This window comes from Desertimonas flava (assembly GCF_003426815.1).
In the GTDB taxonomy this organism is placed as follows: Bacteria; Actinomycetota; Acidimicrobiia; order Acidimicrobiales; family Ilumatobacteraceae; genus Desertimonas; species Desertimonas flava.
Genome location: NZ_QKYK01000013.1, coordinates 1 through 14558 on the forward strand (window position 1 = coordinate 1; position 14558 = coordinate 14558).

Annotated in this window: 13 protein-coding genes and 2 tRNA genes; 11 read left to right on the plus strand and 4 right to left on the minus strand. The window is 69.8% G+C overall.

The features are described from left to right. The first annotated feature begins 341 nt into the window (after nucleotides 1–341). Nucleotides 342–2054 (plus strand): primosomal protein N' family DNA-binding protein, encoded by a 1713-nt coding sequence (locus tag DN771_RS15660; protein WP_162942007.1) that lies wholly within the window; start codon nucleotides 342–344, stop codon nucleotides 2052–2054. 73 nt (nucleotides 2055–2127) lie between these two features. Here DN771_RS15660 and DN771_RS15665 read toward each other — a convergent pair whose 3' ends face one another. Continuing rightward, on the minus strand, nucleotides 2128–2718 hold the full coding sequence (locus DN771_RS15665; protein WP_116998491.1) for a class I SAM-dependent methyltransferase: 591 nt from the start codon (nucleotides 2716–2718) through the stop codon (nucleotides 2128–2130). An 84-nt stretch (nucleotides 2719–2802) separates the two neighbouring features. Here DN771_RS15665 and def point away from each other — a divergent pair, with 84 nt between their 5' ends. The 6 genes from def (at nucleotide 2803) to rpoD (ending at nucleotide 11301) form a co-directional block, all read left to right on the plus strand. After that, a complete protein-coding gene (gene def / locus DN771_RS15670) occupies nucleotides 2803–3333 on the plus strand; it encodes a peptide deformylase (RefSeq protein ID WP_116998492.1) in 531 nt (176 codons plus the stop codon). Between the two features lie 7 nt (nucleotides 3334–3340). Continuing rightward, the gene (locus DN771_RS15675; RefSeq protein ID WP_116998493.1) at nucleotides 3341–4228 is read left to right on the plus strand and encodes a methionyl-tRNA formyltransferase; all 888 of its coding nucleotides are present in this window, start codon (nucleotides 3341–3343) and stop codon (nucleotides 4226–4228) included. 142 nt (nucleotides 4229–4370) lie between these two features. After that, entirely contained in the window at nucleotides 4371–7025 is a 2655-nt protein-coding gene (gene ppdK, locus DN771_RS15680; protein ID WP_116998602.1) for a pyruvate, phosphate dikinase, read from the plus strand. 39 nt (nucleotides 7026–7064) lie between these two features. After that, nucleotides 7065–8174: a TerC family protein gene (locus DN771_RS15685; RefSeq protein ID WP_116998494.1), complete on the plus strand. Its 1110-nt coding sequence runs from the start codon at nucleotides 7065–7067 to the stop codon at nucleotides 8172–8174. An 81-nt stretch (nucleotides 8175–8255) separates the two neighbouring features. Then, entirely contained in the window at nucleotides 8256–10019 is a 1764-nt protein-coding gene (dnaG, locus tag DN771_RS15690) for a DNA primase (protein ID WP_116998495.1), read from the plus strand. Nucleotides 10020–10062: 43 nt separating this feature from the next. Continuing rightward, complete coding sequence (gene rpoD / locus DN771_RS15695; protein ID WP_321196057.1) at nucleotides 10063–11301, plus strand: RNA polymerase sigma factor RpoD; 1239 nt, start codon at nucleotides 10063–10065, stop codon at nucleotides 11299–11301. Between the two features lie 12 nt (nucleotides 11302–11313). On the opposite strand, the gene DN771_RS15700 is transcribed toward rpoD, so the two are convergent. Then, nucleotides 11314–11769: a YdeI/OmpD-associated family protein gene (locus tag DN771_RS15700; protein WP_116998496.1), complete on the minus strand. Its 456-nt coding sequence runs from the start codon at nucleotides 11767–11769 to the stop codon at nucleotides 11314–11316. A gap of 89 nt (nucleotides 11770–11858) precedes the next feature. On the opposite strand from DN771_RS15700, the gene DN771_RS15705 reads away from it, so the two are divergent. Both DN771_RS15705 and DN771_RS15710 read left to right on the plus strand, forming a co-directional pair. After that, on the plus strand, nucleotides 11859–12512 hold the full coding sequence (locus tag DN771_RS15705) for a helix-turn-helix domain-containing protein (protein ID WP_116998497.1): 654 nt from the start codon (nucleotides 11859–11861) through the stop codon (nucleotides 12510–12512). Then, nucleotides 12503–12578, plus strand: a tRNA-Asn gene (locus DN771_RS15710). Before DN771_RS15705 ends, DN771_RS15710 begins: the two co-directional genes overlap by 10 nt. 77 nt (nucleotides 12579–12655) lie before the next feature. Here DN771_RS15710 and DN771_RS15715 read toward each other — a convergent pair. Beyond that, on the minus strand, nucleotides 12656–13006 hold the full coding sequence (locus DN771_RS15715) for a hypothetical protein (protein WP_205528616.1): 351 nt from the start codon (nucleotides 13004–13006) through the stop codon (nucleotides 12656–12658). Nucleotides 13007–13074: 68 nt separating this feature from the next. Between DN771_RS15715 and DN771_RS15720 the strand changes: the two genes are divergently transcribed. Together DN771_RS15720 and DN771_RS15725 are read left to right on the plus strand one after the other, a co-directional pair. After that, nucleotides 13075–13512, plus strand: coding sequence for a nuclear transport factor 2 family protein (locus DN771_RS15720; RefSeq protein ID WP_162942008.1), 438 nt, complete (start codon nucleotides 13075–13077; stop codon nucleotides 13510–13512). Nucleotides 13513–13688: 176 nt separating this feature from the next. Further along, nucleotides 13689–13761: transfer RNA gene (locus DN771_RS15725), tRNA-Ile, on the plus strand. 66 nt (nucleotides 13762–13827) lie between these two features. Here the strand turns inward: DN771_RS15725 and DN771_RS15730 are convergent. After that, entirely contained in the window at nucleotides 13828–14547 is a 720-nt protein-coding gene (locus tag DN771_RS15730; RefSeq protein ID WP_116998500.1) for a hypothetical protein, read from the minus strand. Nucleotides 14548–14558 lie beyond the last annotated feature (11 nt).

The following is a 14558-nucleotide window of genomic DNA, read 5'->3' on the forward strand; positions in this document are numbered from 1 at the left end:
GCGACCGGATCTCAGTCCGCGTGGGTCTGCTTGCCAGGTCCGCCGAGGCGAGGGGGCTACCGCCCCCTCCCGCACCCCCGACGGAGTCGGATCGTTGATCGGGGGCCGACCGGATCTCAGTCCGCGTGGGTCCGCTTGCCAGGTCCGCCGAGGCGAGGGGGCTACCGCCCCCTCCAGCACCCCCGACGGAGTCGGATCGTTGATCGGGGGCCGCCCGGATCTCATGCCGCCTGGCCCTGCTCGCATGGGCCATTGATGAGAAGCCTGCTGGTGACGTGTTGCGCGGCGATGATGGGAGCGTGACGGCCACTTCACCGTGTCGGGTTCGGGTGTTGCCGGACGTGACGGGGTTGGACAAGCGGTTCGACTATCTCGTTCCGGACGGGATGGCCGTCTCGATCGGCGACGTCGTCCGGGTACCGCTGCACGGCCGCCGCGTGACGGGCTGGGTGGTCGATCTCGATCCGGACGACGAGGCGGTCGATCCGTCCAAGCTGCAGCCGCTCGTCGCTGTCGTGTCGGCCGGCCCGGCGCCGCACATCATCGAGCTCGCCGAGTGGGCGTCGATCCGCTGGGCCGCGGGACGGCTGCGTCCGTTCCTCGTGACCGCCAGCCCGTCCGTGCGCGTGCGATCGCTGCCCGCGGCGAACCGAAGCGCTCGCCAACTCGTCGGGCCGGGCCCTGTCGGACGGGCCGCGGGGGATCTGATGGACTCGGGCGGTGGCACGCTCGTGCTGCCACCGGCCGTGTCGCCGGTCGAGGCGATCGCCGCGGCCGCCGCCCGCGGCCCGGCGCTGGTGGTGGTCCCATCGGTCGTGCGGGCCGGCGCGATGGCAGCGGCGCTGCGCCGCCGGGGCCTGTCGGTCGCGGTCGTGCCGAAGCAGTGGGCCAACGCCGCCGCCGGGGTGGATGTCGTCATCGGAGCCCGGGCGGCCGCGTGGGCGCCCTGCCCCGGGCTGTCCGCGGTCGTGGTCATCGACGAGCACGACGAGGGGCAGCAGGAGGAGCGGGCCCCGACGTGGCATGCCCGAGACGTGCTCGTGGAACGAGCGAGGCGGGCCGGGGCCGTGGTCCTGCTCACCTCGCCCAGCCCGACGGTCGCCGGGGTCGATGCCCTCGCCGGACGCATGGGCCACGTCGACGCCGCGACCTCCCGATCGGGCTGGCCGATCATCGACGTGATCGACCGCAGCGACGAGGAACCGTGGAAGACGTCGCTCGTCACGTCGGCGCTGATCCGTCACCTGCGCGACGCCGACCACACCGTGGTGTGCGTGCTCAACGCCACCGGCCGGGCCCGGATCCTCGCCTGCCGGGCCTGCAAGAGCCTGGCCCGTTGCGAGCGGTGCGACGCCGCGGTGAGTCTCGCCGACGATGCGACCTTGGTGTGCCCCCGCTGCGCGGCGGTCCGCAACCGGGTCTGCCTGTCGTGCGGCGGGTCGTCGTTCGCCAACCTCCGACCCGGTGTGACCCGCCTGCGCGAGGAGCTCGAGGCCGCCGCCGGCCGTCCCGTCGTGGCCGTCACCGGCCGTGACGACGGTCCGCCCGAGGCGTCGGGCGTGTACGTGGGGACCGAGGCCGTGCTACACCGGGTGCCCCGCGCCGACGTGGTCGCGTTCCTCGACATCGACCGCGAACTGCTGGCCCCGCGGTACCGGGCCAGCGAGCTGACGATGGCGCTGATCGCCAAGGCGGCGCGGCTGCTCGGTCCCCGCCAGCGCGGAGGGCGGCTCCTGCTGCAGACGTTCCTTCCCGACCACGCGGTGCTCCGCGCCGCCGTGCTGGCCGATCCGGCCCGGTTGCTCGACCCGGAGCGCGAACACCGCCGCCTGCTTTCCCTTCCACCGTCGACCGCCCTGGCCGCGGTCAGCGGCACGGGCCGCGACGCGTTGGCTGACGCCCTCCGGGCCGGGGGACGAGCCGACGTGGGCACGTCCGGCGAGGACTACCTCGTGCGCTCACCCGACTGGACGACCCTGGGTGAGGCGCTCATCGCCGCCAAGCGCGAGTCGGGATCGAAGGCCCGCATCGTCGTCGACCCGCCACGCGTCTAGCGCGAACCGTGAGCGGAGCACGCGGAACCCTGCCTTCGCAGCGCACACATCGCCGACGCGGCGGTCGTCGTGCTCACGACGTCCGGCTGAGCAGCAGGCGGTAGCCCTTCGCCGCGGCGATGCGCTCGGTGGGCCAGCCCTGCTCGGTGAGCCAGCGCTGCAACGAGTCCGATCCGAGGTGCTTCTGCACGACGAGCACGGCCTGCCCGTCCGGGGTGAGCAGCCCGAACCAGCGACGGAGCAGGTCGTGCAGCGCCGGCTTGCCGATCCGGATCGGTGGGTTCGACCAGATGAGGTCGAAGCGGATGGCCGCGTCGACGGCGTCGGGCGCCAGCACCTCCACGTTGTCGATGGCGTTGGCGGCGGCGTTGCGCGCGCACAGCTCGCGCGCCCGTTCGTTGACGTCGACGGCGATCACACGCGCCGCCGGGGCGCGGCGGGCGAGCATCAGGGCGATGGCGCCGGTTCCGCACCCGAGATCGAGGAACGTGCCCTGGGCCGGCGGGAGCGGCGCCTGCTTGAGCAAGAGGGCGGTTCCGGCGTCGAGCGCGCCGTGGCTGAAGACGCCCCGATCGGTCGTGAGGCGCACCGGCCCGCCGAGGCCGCGCACGACGACCTCGCGCTCGGCCGACGGCACCACGGGTTGCTCTTCGAAGTACTGCATAGACGTCCTCTTCGTTCCCGGCCACGCACGCCGGGTCTGCGGGCAGGCCACCCTGTCCGGCCGATCAGCTCGTATCCTGGCAGCGTGGCCCAGAAGATCCGCACGTTCGGCGACCCCGTCCTGAAGACGAAGGCGTCTCCCGTCGACGATGTCGACGGCAAGGCCATCCGTCTCGTCGACGAGATGTTCAAGACGCTGTTCACGAGCGGCAACGGGCTGGCCCTGGCCGCCCCGCAGATCGGTGTGCAGAAGCAGGTCGTGGTGTGGGACCTCGGTGATGATCCTCAGGCGATCTTCAACCCCGAGGTCACCGAGTCCGACGGTGAGTGGCTCTACGAGGAAGGCTGCCTGTCCATCCCCGGTCTGTACGTCGAGATCGCCCGCCCGAAGACGGTGCTGGTCACCGGCATCGACGTCAACGGCGAGCATGTGCAGCGCGAGGTCGACGAGCTCGAGGCCCGGATGTTCCAGCACGAGATCGACCACCTCAACGGCGTCTTGATGTTCGACCGCATGACGCCCGAGCAGCGCAAGGAAGCGATGGCCGAATACCGCCGACTCACCGAGGACGGCGACAACGGCAACGGCCCGCGTCGCCGCCTCCGCCTGCGCTAGCCACCAGATGGCGTCACGCCGGATCGTCTTTCTCGGCACCCCGGAGATGGCGGTTCCGCCGCTTCGAGCGTTGCATGCCGCTGGTCACGAGATCGCCCTCGTCGTCAGCCAGCCCGATCGCCGGCGCGGACGCGGTGGCGCGACCTCGCCGAGCCCGGTGAAGGCCGCGGCCCTCGAGCTCGGCCTCCCGGTCACCGACCGCGTCGACGACATCGTCGACCTCGCCGCGGACGCGCCGGTCGACCTCGGCGTGGTGGTCGCCTTCGGGCGATTGATCAAGGCCCACGTCCTCGACGCGGTCCCGATGGTGAACGTGCACTTCAGCCTGTTGCCGCGCTGGCGCGGCGCCGCCCCCGTGGAGCGCGCCCTGCTCGCCGGCGACACCGAGACCGGCGTCTGCATCATGGACGTCGAGGAGACGCTGGACACCGGTGCCGTGTACGCCAGCGAGACGGTGGCGATCGGAGCCGACACGACTGCGGAGCAGTTGCGGACAGAGCTCGTCACCGTGGGCACACGCCTGCTCGTCGACGTGCTGGCCGCCGATCCCCTTCCGGTGCCGGTACCCCAGCTCGGTGAGCCGACGTACGCCGCCAAGATCGACCCGGGGGAGTGGCGCATCGACTGGACGCAGCCGGCCGAGACGGTCCATCGCTGGGTGCGCGCCGGCCACGCCTGGACGACGTTCCGCGGCAAGCGCCTGCGGATCCTCTCCGCCGAGCTCACGACCTCGCCGTCCGTCGGCGGCGCCGGAACGTTGCAGGACGGCGTGATCGTGGCGGCTGGGGGCGCTGTCCGGCCGGTCACCGTGCAGCCAGAGGGCAAGGGGCCGATGGCGTGGGCGGCCTTCGCCAACGGGGCCCGGCCGGCGCCGGGCGAGCGCTTCGGCGACTGACCCGCCGCCCGGCGGGCACCTGACGGGGCGTGCCAGGCACATCCCGTCAGTGGCGTCCCAGCATCGTCGCGATCTCGACGAATTCGTTTGGGCGTCCGAGCTTCACCATCCGCCAGCGATCTCCCTCGTAGACTCGATCGTCGTGCCGTACGTCTACGCATTCGACCACAAGCATCGCCGTCCTCCGATGGAGTACAAGGATCTGCTCGGCGGTAAGGGAGCCAACCTCGCCGAGATGACGAGCGTGCTCAAGCTTCCGGTACCCGGCGGCTTCACGATCTCCACCGACGCCTGCCGCGCCTACCTCGCTGGCGGCTGGCCCGCCGGCCTCGACGACGAGATCGCCGCCCAGGTTGCCAAGCTCGAGGACCAGATGGGCCGCAAGCTCGGGGACCCGGACGACCCGCTGCTCGTCAGCGTGCGCTCGGGCGCCAAGTTCTCCATGCCGGGCATGATGGACACCGTCTTGAACCTCGGTCTCAACGACAAGAGCGTCAAGGGTCTCGCCGCGTCCACCGGCGACGAGCGCTTCGCCTACGACTCGTACCGCCGCTTCATCTCGATGTACGGCCGAATCGTGCTCGACATCGACGGCGCGCTCTTCGAGCACCCCTTCGAGGAGGCCAAGAAGTCGGCCGGTGTCTCCAACGACGCCGAGCTCACGGCGTCCGCGCTGAAGGCGCTCTGCACGGAGTACAAGGCGGTCGTCAAGTCGGCCACCGGCAAGGCCTTCCCGCAGGATCCGATCAAGCAGCTGCGCGGTGCGGTCGAGGCCGTGTTCTCCAGCTGGAACGGCGCTCGGGCCATCGCCTACCGCGTCCGTGAGCGCATCAGCCACGACCTCGGCACCGCCGTCAACGTCCAGGCCATGGTCTTCGGCAACCGAGACGACAACTCCGGCACCGGCGTGGGCTTCACCCGCAACGCGGCCACGGGCGAGAACAAGCCGTACGGTGACTTCCTCGTCAACGCCCAGGGCGAGGACGTGGTGGCCGGCATCCGCAACACCGAGGATCTCGACGCCCTCAAGAAGCACTTCCCGGCGATCCACGGCGAGCTGCTCGACATCTTCGCCCGCCTCGAGCGTCACTACCAGGACATGTGCGACACCGAGTTCACCATCGAGCAGGGCAAGCTCTGGATGCTCCAGACGCGTATCGGCAAGCGCACCGGGGCCGCCGCTCTGAGGATGGCCGTCGACATGACGAAGGGGTCGGGCAAGGGCGACAAGAGGTGGAAGATCTCCAAGGCCGAGGCGCTCGGCCGCGTCACGGCCGACCACCTCGACCAGGTGCTGCACCCGCAGCTCACCGGTGACTTCACGGCGATCGCCAAGGGCCTCGCGGCGTCGCCGGGCGCCGCGGTCGGCAAGGTGTACTTCACCGCCGACGAGGCCGAGGCCGCCGCGGCGCGCGGTGAAGACGTCATCCTCGTCCGCAACGAGACGAGCCCCGAGGACGTTCACGGCATGATGGTCTCCAAGGGCATCCTCACGTCGCGCGGCGGTCTCGTCAGCCACGCCGCCGTCGTCGCCCGCGGTTGGGGCACCCCGGCCGTCGTCGGCGCCGAGTCGGTGAAGATCTCCGGCAAGCAGTTCACCGCCGGCAACGCCACCGTCAAGGAGGGTGACGTCATCTCGATCGACGGTTCTTCGGGCGAGGTCATCGTCGGTGCCGTCGAGTTGAAGAACGCCGAACCGCCGGCCGAGTTCAATACGATCCTCGGCTGGGCCGACCAGATCCGCAGGGGCAAGCTCGGGGTTCGCGCCAACGCCGACACCGGCGAGGACGCCACGGTGGCCCGCGAGCTCGGCGCCGAGGGCATCGGACTGTGCCGCACCGAGCACATGTTCCTCGCCCCCGACCGCCTGCCGGTCGTGCGCAAGATGATCCTCGCCTCCACGCCCGACGAGGAGAACGAGGCGCTCGCCGAACTGCTCGACGTGCAGCGCGCCGACTTCACCGAGGTGCTCAGCGCGATGGACGGGCTGCCCGTCACCGTGCGTCTCCTCGACCCGCCGCTCCACGAGTTCCTCCCCTCCATCGAGGAACTGCACATCAAGCAGGCCACGAGCGGCCTGTCCAGCGAGGAGCAGAAGCTCCTCGCCGCCGCCGAGACGTGGGCCGAGCACAACCCGATGATCGGCACGCGCGGCGTTCGCCTCGGCGTGATCAAGCCCAAGCTGTACGGGATGCAGGTGCGGGCCCTGCTCGAGGCCGCGAAGAACCTCCGCAAGCAGGGCAAGAACCCGATCGTCGAGGTGATGATCCCCCTCACGGTGACCCGTGAGGAGCTCGCCCTGGCCCGCGGCTGGGTGCAGGAGGAGATCGACCGGGCAAACAAGGGCGTGAAGAACCCGCCGAACGTCACGATCGGCACGATGATCGAAACGCCGCGCGCGGCCGTCCGCGCGGACGAGATCGCCGAGGTCTCGGACTTCTTCTCGTTCGGCACCAACGACCTCACGCAGATGACGTTCGGCTTCTCCCGCGACGACGTCGAGAGCCGCATGATGCCCGCCTACCTCGAACAGGGTCTGCTCAAGCGCAACCCGTTCGAGACCATCGACCAGAGCGGTGTCGGCGAGCTCGTGAAGCTCGGCGCCGAGCGCGGCCGGGCGACGGACAAGAAGCTCAAGCTCGGCGTCTGCGGCGAGCACGGTGGTGACCCCGAGTCGATCGCCCTGTTCTACGAGGCCGGTCTCGACTACGTGAGCTGCTCGCCCTTCCGCGTGCCGATCGCTCGCCTCGCCGCGGCGCAGGCCGTGGTCGGTGCGAGCACCAGTACCACCAAGTAGCACCACGACCCACGAAGGCCCGAGTAGGACCCACCACCGATGTTCCTGATTGCGTCCAGCGACCGGAGTTCGAACTTCGTCGACATCAACGTTCACGCGTGGCAGTGGTTGGTCCTGCTCGGGCTCATCGTGGCCCTCCTCCTCGTCGACCTCCTGGTGTTCCACCGGGAGGCCCACGAGATCAACACCAAGGAAGCGGCCATCGAGTCCGCCGCCTGGATCTCCGTCGGCGTGGCCTTCTCGCTGGTGGTGCTGTGGTGGTTCGGCGGGGCGGCGACGGGTGAGTACGTCTCGGGCTATCTGATCGAGAAGAGCCTGAGCATCGACAACGTCTTCGTGTGGGCGTTGCTGATGAGCTACTTCAAGGTGCCGCAGAAGTACCAGCACCGCGTGCTGTTCTGGGGCATCTTCGGCGCCCTGGTCATGCGGGCGATCTTCATCTTCGCCGGGGTGGCGATCATCGAGCGCTTCGAATGGGTCCTGTACATCTTCGGCGCCTTCTTGCTGTTCACGGCGGGCCGCATGCTGGTCTCGGGCGACGACGAGGTCGATCCGGGCAACAGCAAGGTGCTCAAGCTCGTCAACCGGATCGTGCCGAGCACGGACAAGCTCGACGGCCCGCACCTGTTCACCAAGGTCAACGGCAAGCGGCTGGCCACGCCGCTGTTCGCCGTGCTGCTGCTCGTCGAGGCCACCGACGTCGTCTTCGCCGTCGACAGCGTGCCCGCCGTACTCGCCGTGAGCCACGAGCAGTTCCTCGTGTTCTCGTCGAACGCCTTCGCCATCCTCGGCCTGCGGGCCCTGTACTTCCTGCTCGCCGACCTGCACAACCGGTTCAAGTACCTGCAGACCGGCCTGGCGATCATCCTGGCGTTCGTCGGCGTGAAGATGATCCTCTCGCAGGCGCCGCTGCACTACCACATGCCGACGTGGATCTCACTGCCGGTGATCGGCCTCATCCTCGCCGTGTCGATCATCGTGTCGCTGAAGGCGACGCCTGATCCCGACGACCACTTCCCGCACCAGATCCACGACGAGGCCGGTCCCGCCGACGACGCCCGTACCGACGGCGCGGTGGCCGAGGCCGTCGGGGACGCCACCGACGACGACCCGGCCACCGACCCCACGGTCACCGGCGACCACGCCTGATCCGTCACGCCGGGCGATCGGCCCGGGTCATCCCGCCAGCGTGCGCCGGGTCGGCGTGCGCTGCGGGCACAATGTGTCGTCATGGCGATCGTCGACGACGACATCGAGCGGCTCAAGGCGACCGTCTCGATCGTCGATGTGGTCGCCGAGATCGTCCAGCTGCGCAAGGTCGGCCGCAACCACGTCGGCCTCTGCCCGTTCCATGCCGAGAAGACCCCGTCGTTCAACGTTCGCGAGGAGACGGGCCGCTATCGCTGCTTCGGCTGCGACAAGTCGGGCGATGCCTTCACGTTCGTGCAGGAGACCAAGCACGTCGACTTCGTCGGTGCCGTCGAGTACCTCGCCGCCAAGGTGGGCATGCAGATCAGCTACACCGACTCGGCGCAGTCGGCGCAGCGGGCCCGCCGCAAGCGTCTCGTGGAGGCGATGGAGGGCGCGGTCGAGTGGTACCACCAGCGCCTGCTGACCGGCAGCGACGCCGGTCCGGCCCGCGGCTATCTGCGCAGCAGAGGGTTGACGGGCGACATCGTGCGTCAGTTCAGGATCGGCTGGGCCCCCGACGACTGGGACGCCCTGTCCAAGGGCTCGGGCCTCGACGCCGAGCTGCTGCGCACGGTCGGGCTCGGCTTCACGAATCGCGTCGGGCGAATGCAGGACGCCCTGCGCGGCCGGATCGTGTTCCCGATCTTCAGCGACTCCGGTGAAGCGATCGCCGTCGGCGGCCGCATCCTGCCCGGCTCCACCGATCCGGCCAAGTACAAGAACTCGCCGGAAACGCCGATCTACGCCAAGTCCAAGACGCTGTACGGCCTCAACTGGGCGAAGGCCGGCATCGCCGCCTCCGATCAGGCGGTGGTGTGTGAGGGGTACACCGACGTGATCGGCTTCCACCGGGCCGGCGTCGCCCGGGCGGTCGCCACGTGCGGGACGGCCTTCACCGAGGAGCACGTGCGCCTCCTCAAGCGCTACGCGAGCCGCGTGGTGCTCGCATTCGACGCCGACAACGCCGGCCAGGGTGCGGCCGAGCGCTTCTACGAGTGGGAGCAGCAGTACCAGGTGCAGGTGTCCGTGGCCCGGCTGCCCGACGGCAAGGACCCGGGCGAGCTCGCTCAGACCGACGAAGGGCGGGCGCTGCTCGCCGCAGCCGTCGCCGAGGCCGTGCCGTTCCTCGGCTTCCGGCTCGGCCGGGTGATCGACCGGGCGGTCGCCCGGACGCCCGAGGAGCGGGTTCGCCTCGCCGAGCGGGCGATGGCCGTGGTCAACGAGCACCCCAACGCAGAGGTCCGCAAGCTCTACGCCGGCGAGGTGGCGGCGCAGACCGGCATCGCGGCGTCCGACCTGGTGTCGATCGCCCAGCGCCGCCAGCGAGATCCCTCCGTCGAGATCCGCCGTCCACGGGCGTCGGTGGTGCGCGAGAACGCCGAGTTCGTGGCGATCGCCCTGCTCGCGCAGGATTGGAACTCGATCGCCAGCTGGCTGATCGAGGAGCTCTTCGCCGACGACGTCCTGCGCCGGTCGTTTCTGGCCCTGGCCGAGGCCGACGGCGATCTCGACGCGGCGATCGAGGATGCCGATCCGGACGCCAGGGAGGTGCTGGAGCGGGCCGCCGTCGCCGACTTCGACGTCGATCCCGACGTCGAGGCTCGCAACCTGATCGCCGCGGCGGCGCGCCGGGTGCTCGCCGCACCCATGGCAGGCCTCGATCCGGACCGGATCCGCGAGGACCGCGAGGCCCGCTTGCAGGTGGAAGAGCTGGGGAGTCAGATCAAAGGGGCAGAGGCCGCCGAGTGGTTGCTAGGTTGGCTCCATCGTCGAACTGGGCAACGACTATCCGGGGGACGCTGACACCACGGCGGAACCTCCTCGAAGGGATCTCGGCATCCCGGGCGTGGACGCGCTCGAGTGGGCCGAGCTGACGCAGCGCGGGCACTCGAACGGGGGAACCGTCCACGCCGAGGAGGTCGCCCTGGTACTGCGCGACGTCGAGCTCTCGGGCGAGGTCCTCGCCACCACGAGACGGGCGCTGCTCGACGTCGGGATCGCCGTCGACGAGGAGGTCGACGCCGACGACGAGGACGAGACGCCCGCCGATGGCCAGGCCGTCGAGGCGGTTCACACACCGTCGTTCCCCGCCTACGACGAGGGTGCCGACGAGCGCCTGCTCAGCCGGCGGCGGCGCAGCCGGGCCACCCGCCAGGCGCCCCGCGGCGACACGTCGACGGCGGACGGTGTGCGCATGTACCTGCGCGAGATCGGTCAGGTCGACCTGCTCACCACCGAGGACGAGCGCCGGCTGGCCCAGCTCATCGAGGTCGGCCACCGCGCCGCGGCCCGCATCGACGCGGGTGGCATCGACGAGGCCGAGCGGCGGCAGCTCCTGCGCCAGATCCGCACCGGCGAGCGGGCCAAGAGCGAGCTCACGCAGGCCAACCTGCGGCTCGTCGTCTCCATCGCCAAGCGCTACTCGAATCGCGGCATGCAGCTCCTCGATCTCATCCAGGAGGGCAACCTCGGCCTCATGCGGGCGGTCGACAAGTTCGACCACACGAAGGGCTTCAAGTTCTCCACCTACGCCACGTGGTGGATCCGCCAGGCGATCACCCGCTCGATCGCCGACCAGGCGCGCACCATCCGCATCCCGGTGCACATGGTCGAGCACATGAACCGGGTCATCCGGGCCAAGCGTCAGCTCCACCAGGAGCTCGAGCGCGAGCCGACGGTCGACGAGATCGCCGCCAACGTGCAGCTCGAGCCCGAGCGCGTCCGCGACCTGCTGCGCATCTCGATGGACCCCCTGTCGCTCGACTCGCCGGTCGGCGAGGAGGACGAGTCCAACCTCGGCGACTTCATCGAGGACGCCACGGCCGACGGGCCCGCCGACATCGCCACCAGGCTGATGTTGTCGGAAGCGGTCGGCGACGTGCTCAACGAGCTGTCCGAGCGTGAGCAGGAGATCGTCCGGTTGCGGTTCGGACTCGACGGTGGCCAGGCCAAGACGCTCGAAGAGGTGGGCCGGGAGTTCGGGGTCACCCGCGAGCGCATCCGCCAGATCGAGGCCAAGACGCTCGCCAAGCTGCGCCACCCGCAGCGTTCGCAGCGCCTCCGCGAGTTCCTCGAGACCGAGTAACCGTCGCCGCGGTCAGCCGCGCAAGGCTGCGAGCACCTTGGCGACCCGGCTGTCCCGCGTGGCGTCGGTCTTGGCGCCGGTGATCGACTCGGCGTGGGCCCGCTGCTTGCTGTAGCTCAGCGCCTCCCAGATCCGCCTCGCGTCGTCGTCACGCTCCAACTCGGCGGCCAACCGCGGCGGCACCTCGACCGTGCGCGGTGCGTCGTCGACGTCGAGCCGCACCTCGACGATGTCCCCGGCGCCGCGGCCTGTGGCGGCACGCGTCTGGGCGTTGAATGAGAGCAGGAACTGCCCGCCCATCGACGCGATGGTGTTCCGGTACCGGTAGCCGCCGTCGATGGTCACGACGACCGGCACCCGCTTGCCGCGCCCGAACGCCGCCACGACGTCGTCGGGCACGACGATGCCGACGTTGTTGCCGCCGGCGGCCCACAGCGTCGTCTGGAAAGTCTGCGATGTCTCAGCCATGCTCCAACGACGGTACGTCTCGTCCGGACTCATCGCCGACGGCCCCGTAGGGCGGGAACTCCGTCACAACCCCTCGTCAAGATGGCGTCATGGGATACCGCGGCAAGCTCGCCGAGCAGCAGCGAGCACGGGAGTTGAGAGCGCAGGCGTGGACGCTGCCCGACATCGCCGCCGAACTCGGCGTGTCGAAGTCGTCGGTGTCGAAGTGGGTGCGAGACGTCGACTTCACGCCCAACCCCCGCCGCCACAACTTCACCAAGGACAATCCGCATCCCTTGCAGATCGCCAAGGAGCGGGAGATCGAGCGCTACTTGAACGAGGGAGCAGCAGTCGTCGGGCGAATGACCGACCGGGAGTTCCTCCTCGTCGGTGCGGCGCTGTACGCAGGCGAAGGCTTCAAGACCGGAGCCAGCCTTGGTATGGCCAACACGAACCCCGCCATCTTGCTCGCGTTCGTCGCGTGGCTACGCCGATTCTTCGACATCGACGAGTGCCGGCTCCGCGTCCGGCTGTATCTCCACGACGGACTCGACCTCGGCTCCGCCGTGGAGTTCTGGTCGCAACTGCTCGAGATTCCACGTCAGCAGTTTCTCAAGCCGTATCGAGCGGTCGCCGATGCGAGTCGCCGGCGAAGCAAGCATGTCAATGGGTGCCCAGCCGTCACATACTCGTCGAGTTCACAGTTCCGGCGTGCAATGGGCCTTGTTGAGGCGATAACGTCCGAAGTCGCCTTTCCGGGGTAGCTCAGCTGGCAGAGCACCGGCCTGTTAAGCCGATTGTCGTGGGTTCGAGCCCCACCCCCGGAGCCAGAAGGACCACGGGGTCCGCCGCAAATGCGGCGGACCCCGTCTCCGTTCTCAGGGATCGGCAGGCTCGAGCGCCGTGGTCAGGCCGTCGTGTCGGCCAGGGTCTCGGCGTTGCGCAGGCCGATGTCGATCGCCAAGTCGGTGAAGACCTCGGCCATCTCCGAGCGGTACCGCAGCTGCACCGTGCGGGGCGTGCCGGAGCGATTGAACACGCTGTTGGCATCGCGCTGTTCGACGCCGGCCGAGCGGGCCAGCTCGACGCGGAGCGCGGCCTCGGTGAAGAGCTCGTCATGGCCCGGATGGCTGGTGGCAAGCGTCGAGAGGGCGCCGAGCACGATCTCCTCGTCGATCGTGCCGGTGATCTCGCCGCGGTCGTTGGCGGCGAGCCCGATCGAGTTGGCGACGGCGATGACGTTCACGGTGTCTCTCACTTCTGTCTGGATCTCGTGGGCGGCTGCCCACGCCTTCAGTACAACGCCGTATCACCTCAGGTCATTGCGTGACATCGATCACCCCTGCCGTCGCCTACCGTGGCATGGGTGATGCCACTCGAACGTCCGGATGTCTCACGTTGAACGGGGAAGGCGTGCGCCGCCACCACCTCCGCCTCCAGCACTGGCTCGCCGGCGGTGACCAGGCTGCTCTCGAGGAGTTCGTGGGCGCTCACGGCGAGGACTTCACGCTGGTCAGGAGCGACGGGGCCGTGCTGACCCGCGACCAAATGGTGGCCGCCCTGCGAGAGGTGGGCGGCAGCCAGCCCGATCTCGAGATCGACATCAGCGAGATCTCGTCGCCGACGGCGGGGGCCGTCCGCTTCCTCGAGCGCCACACGCGAGGCTCGAAGAGCGAGTTGCGCAGGGTGACGGCGCTGGTGGACGGCAACACGTGGCTCAGCGTGCACGAGACGACTGTCCGCTCCAGACGGGGAACCGCCTAGTGGTCTGTCGCCGGATTGGTAAGGGTGTCTCGCTTGCTGGATCTCGCCGCTGGCTGCGTTGCTCGTCCTCGAAAGACTGGGTGTATTCCTTCGTCCTCGCGCCTTGCCAGCGACGAGCCCAGCGGCGCGATCGCACCCCACCAACTCGACGACAGACCACTAGCGTTGCCCGTTCCGGGGCGGTAGCTCAGTGGTCAGAGCGCGGGACTCATAATCCCTTGGTCGTGGGTTCGATCCCCACCCGCCCCACGCCGGTTCGATCCCCACCCCCCGCACAGCTCCACGCGGAGGCATCTCACCGAGCGTCGTCGAACCTCAGCCGGTGACGACGACGATGTCGACCATGCCGTTCATGAAGTGCGGGGCCCCGCCGTCCACCTCGGGCGGCGTCGACGACTCCTCCTGCATGGCGGCCATGAACTCGGCCGGATCGGCGCCCGTCGGGATGGAGCAGAGGACGAGGTAGCGGCCGGGATCGTCGAGACGCCCGTTGCCCACGGCGACGACCGGCTCGCCACCTTCGGGGGCGGCGACGATCACCAGGGCGGGCGGGCCGAGGGTCATCAGCTCCTCCATGCCACCGTCGAGGATCTCGTCGGCGCTGCGCTCGTCGCCTTCGGGCAGGCGCATGGCGACGAGCTCGTGGACCTCGGTCTCCGACGAGTTCTCGACGGTGATCTCGGTGCCGGCCTCGATCTCCTCAGGAAGGCCGCCGAAGTGGTAGTCGCCGAGCAGCACGGTGATGCTGTCGCCGCGCGGGACCGACGCGTCGCCGTCGTGGTTGGAGGGGCCGTGTCCGGACGTCTCCGAGCCGGGCGCTGACACCGCCGGTTCGGTGGCGGCAGCCTGCTCGGCGATCGTGCCGGTGGCGGCGTCGGCGGAGTGCTCGTCGTCGCCGCAGGCGGTGAGGAGGGTTGCGCCGGCGAGGGCGAACAGGGCCGCGGCCGTCGCGGTGCGGCGACGCCGGGGGCTGGCGCCCGTCTTGCCGCTGCGGCGGTCGGTCGCGTCGATCTGGGGTGCCGGGGTCTGGAACATTGGACATGCCT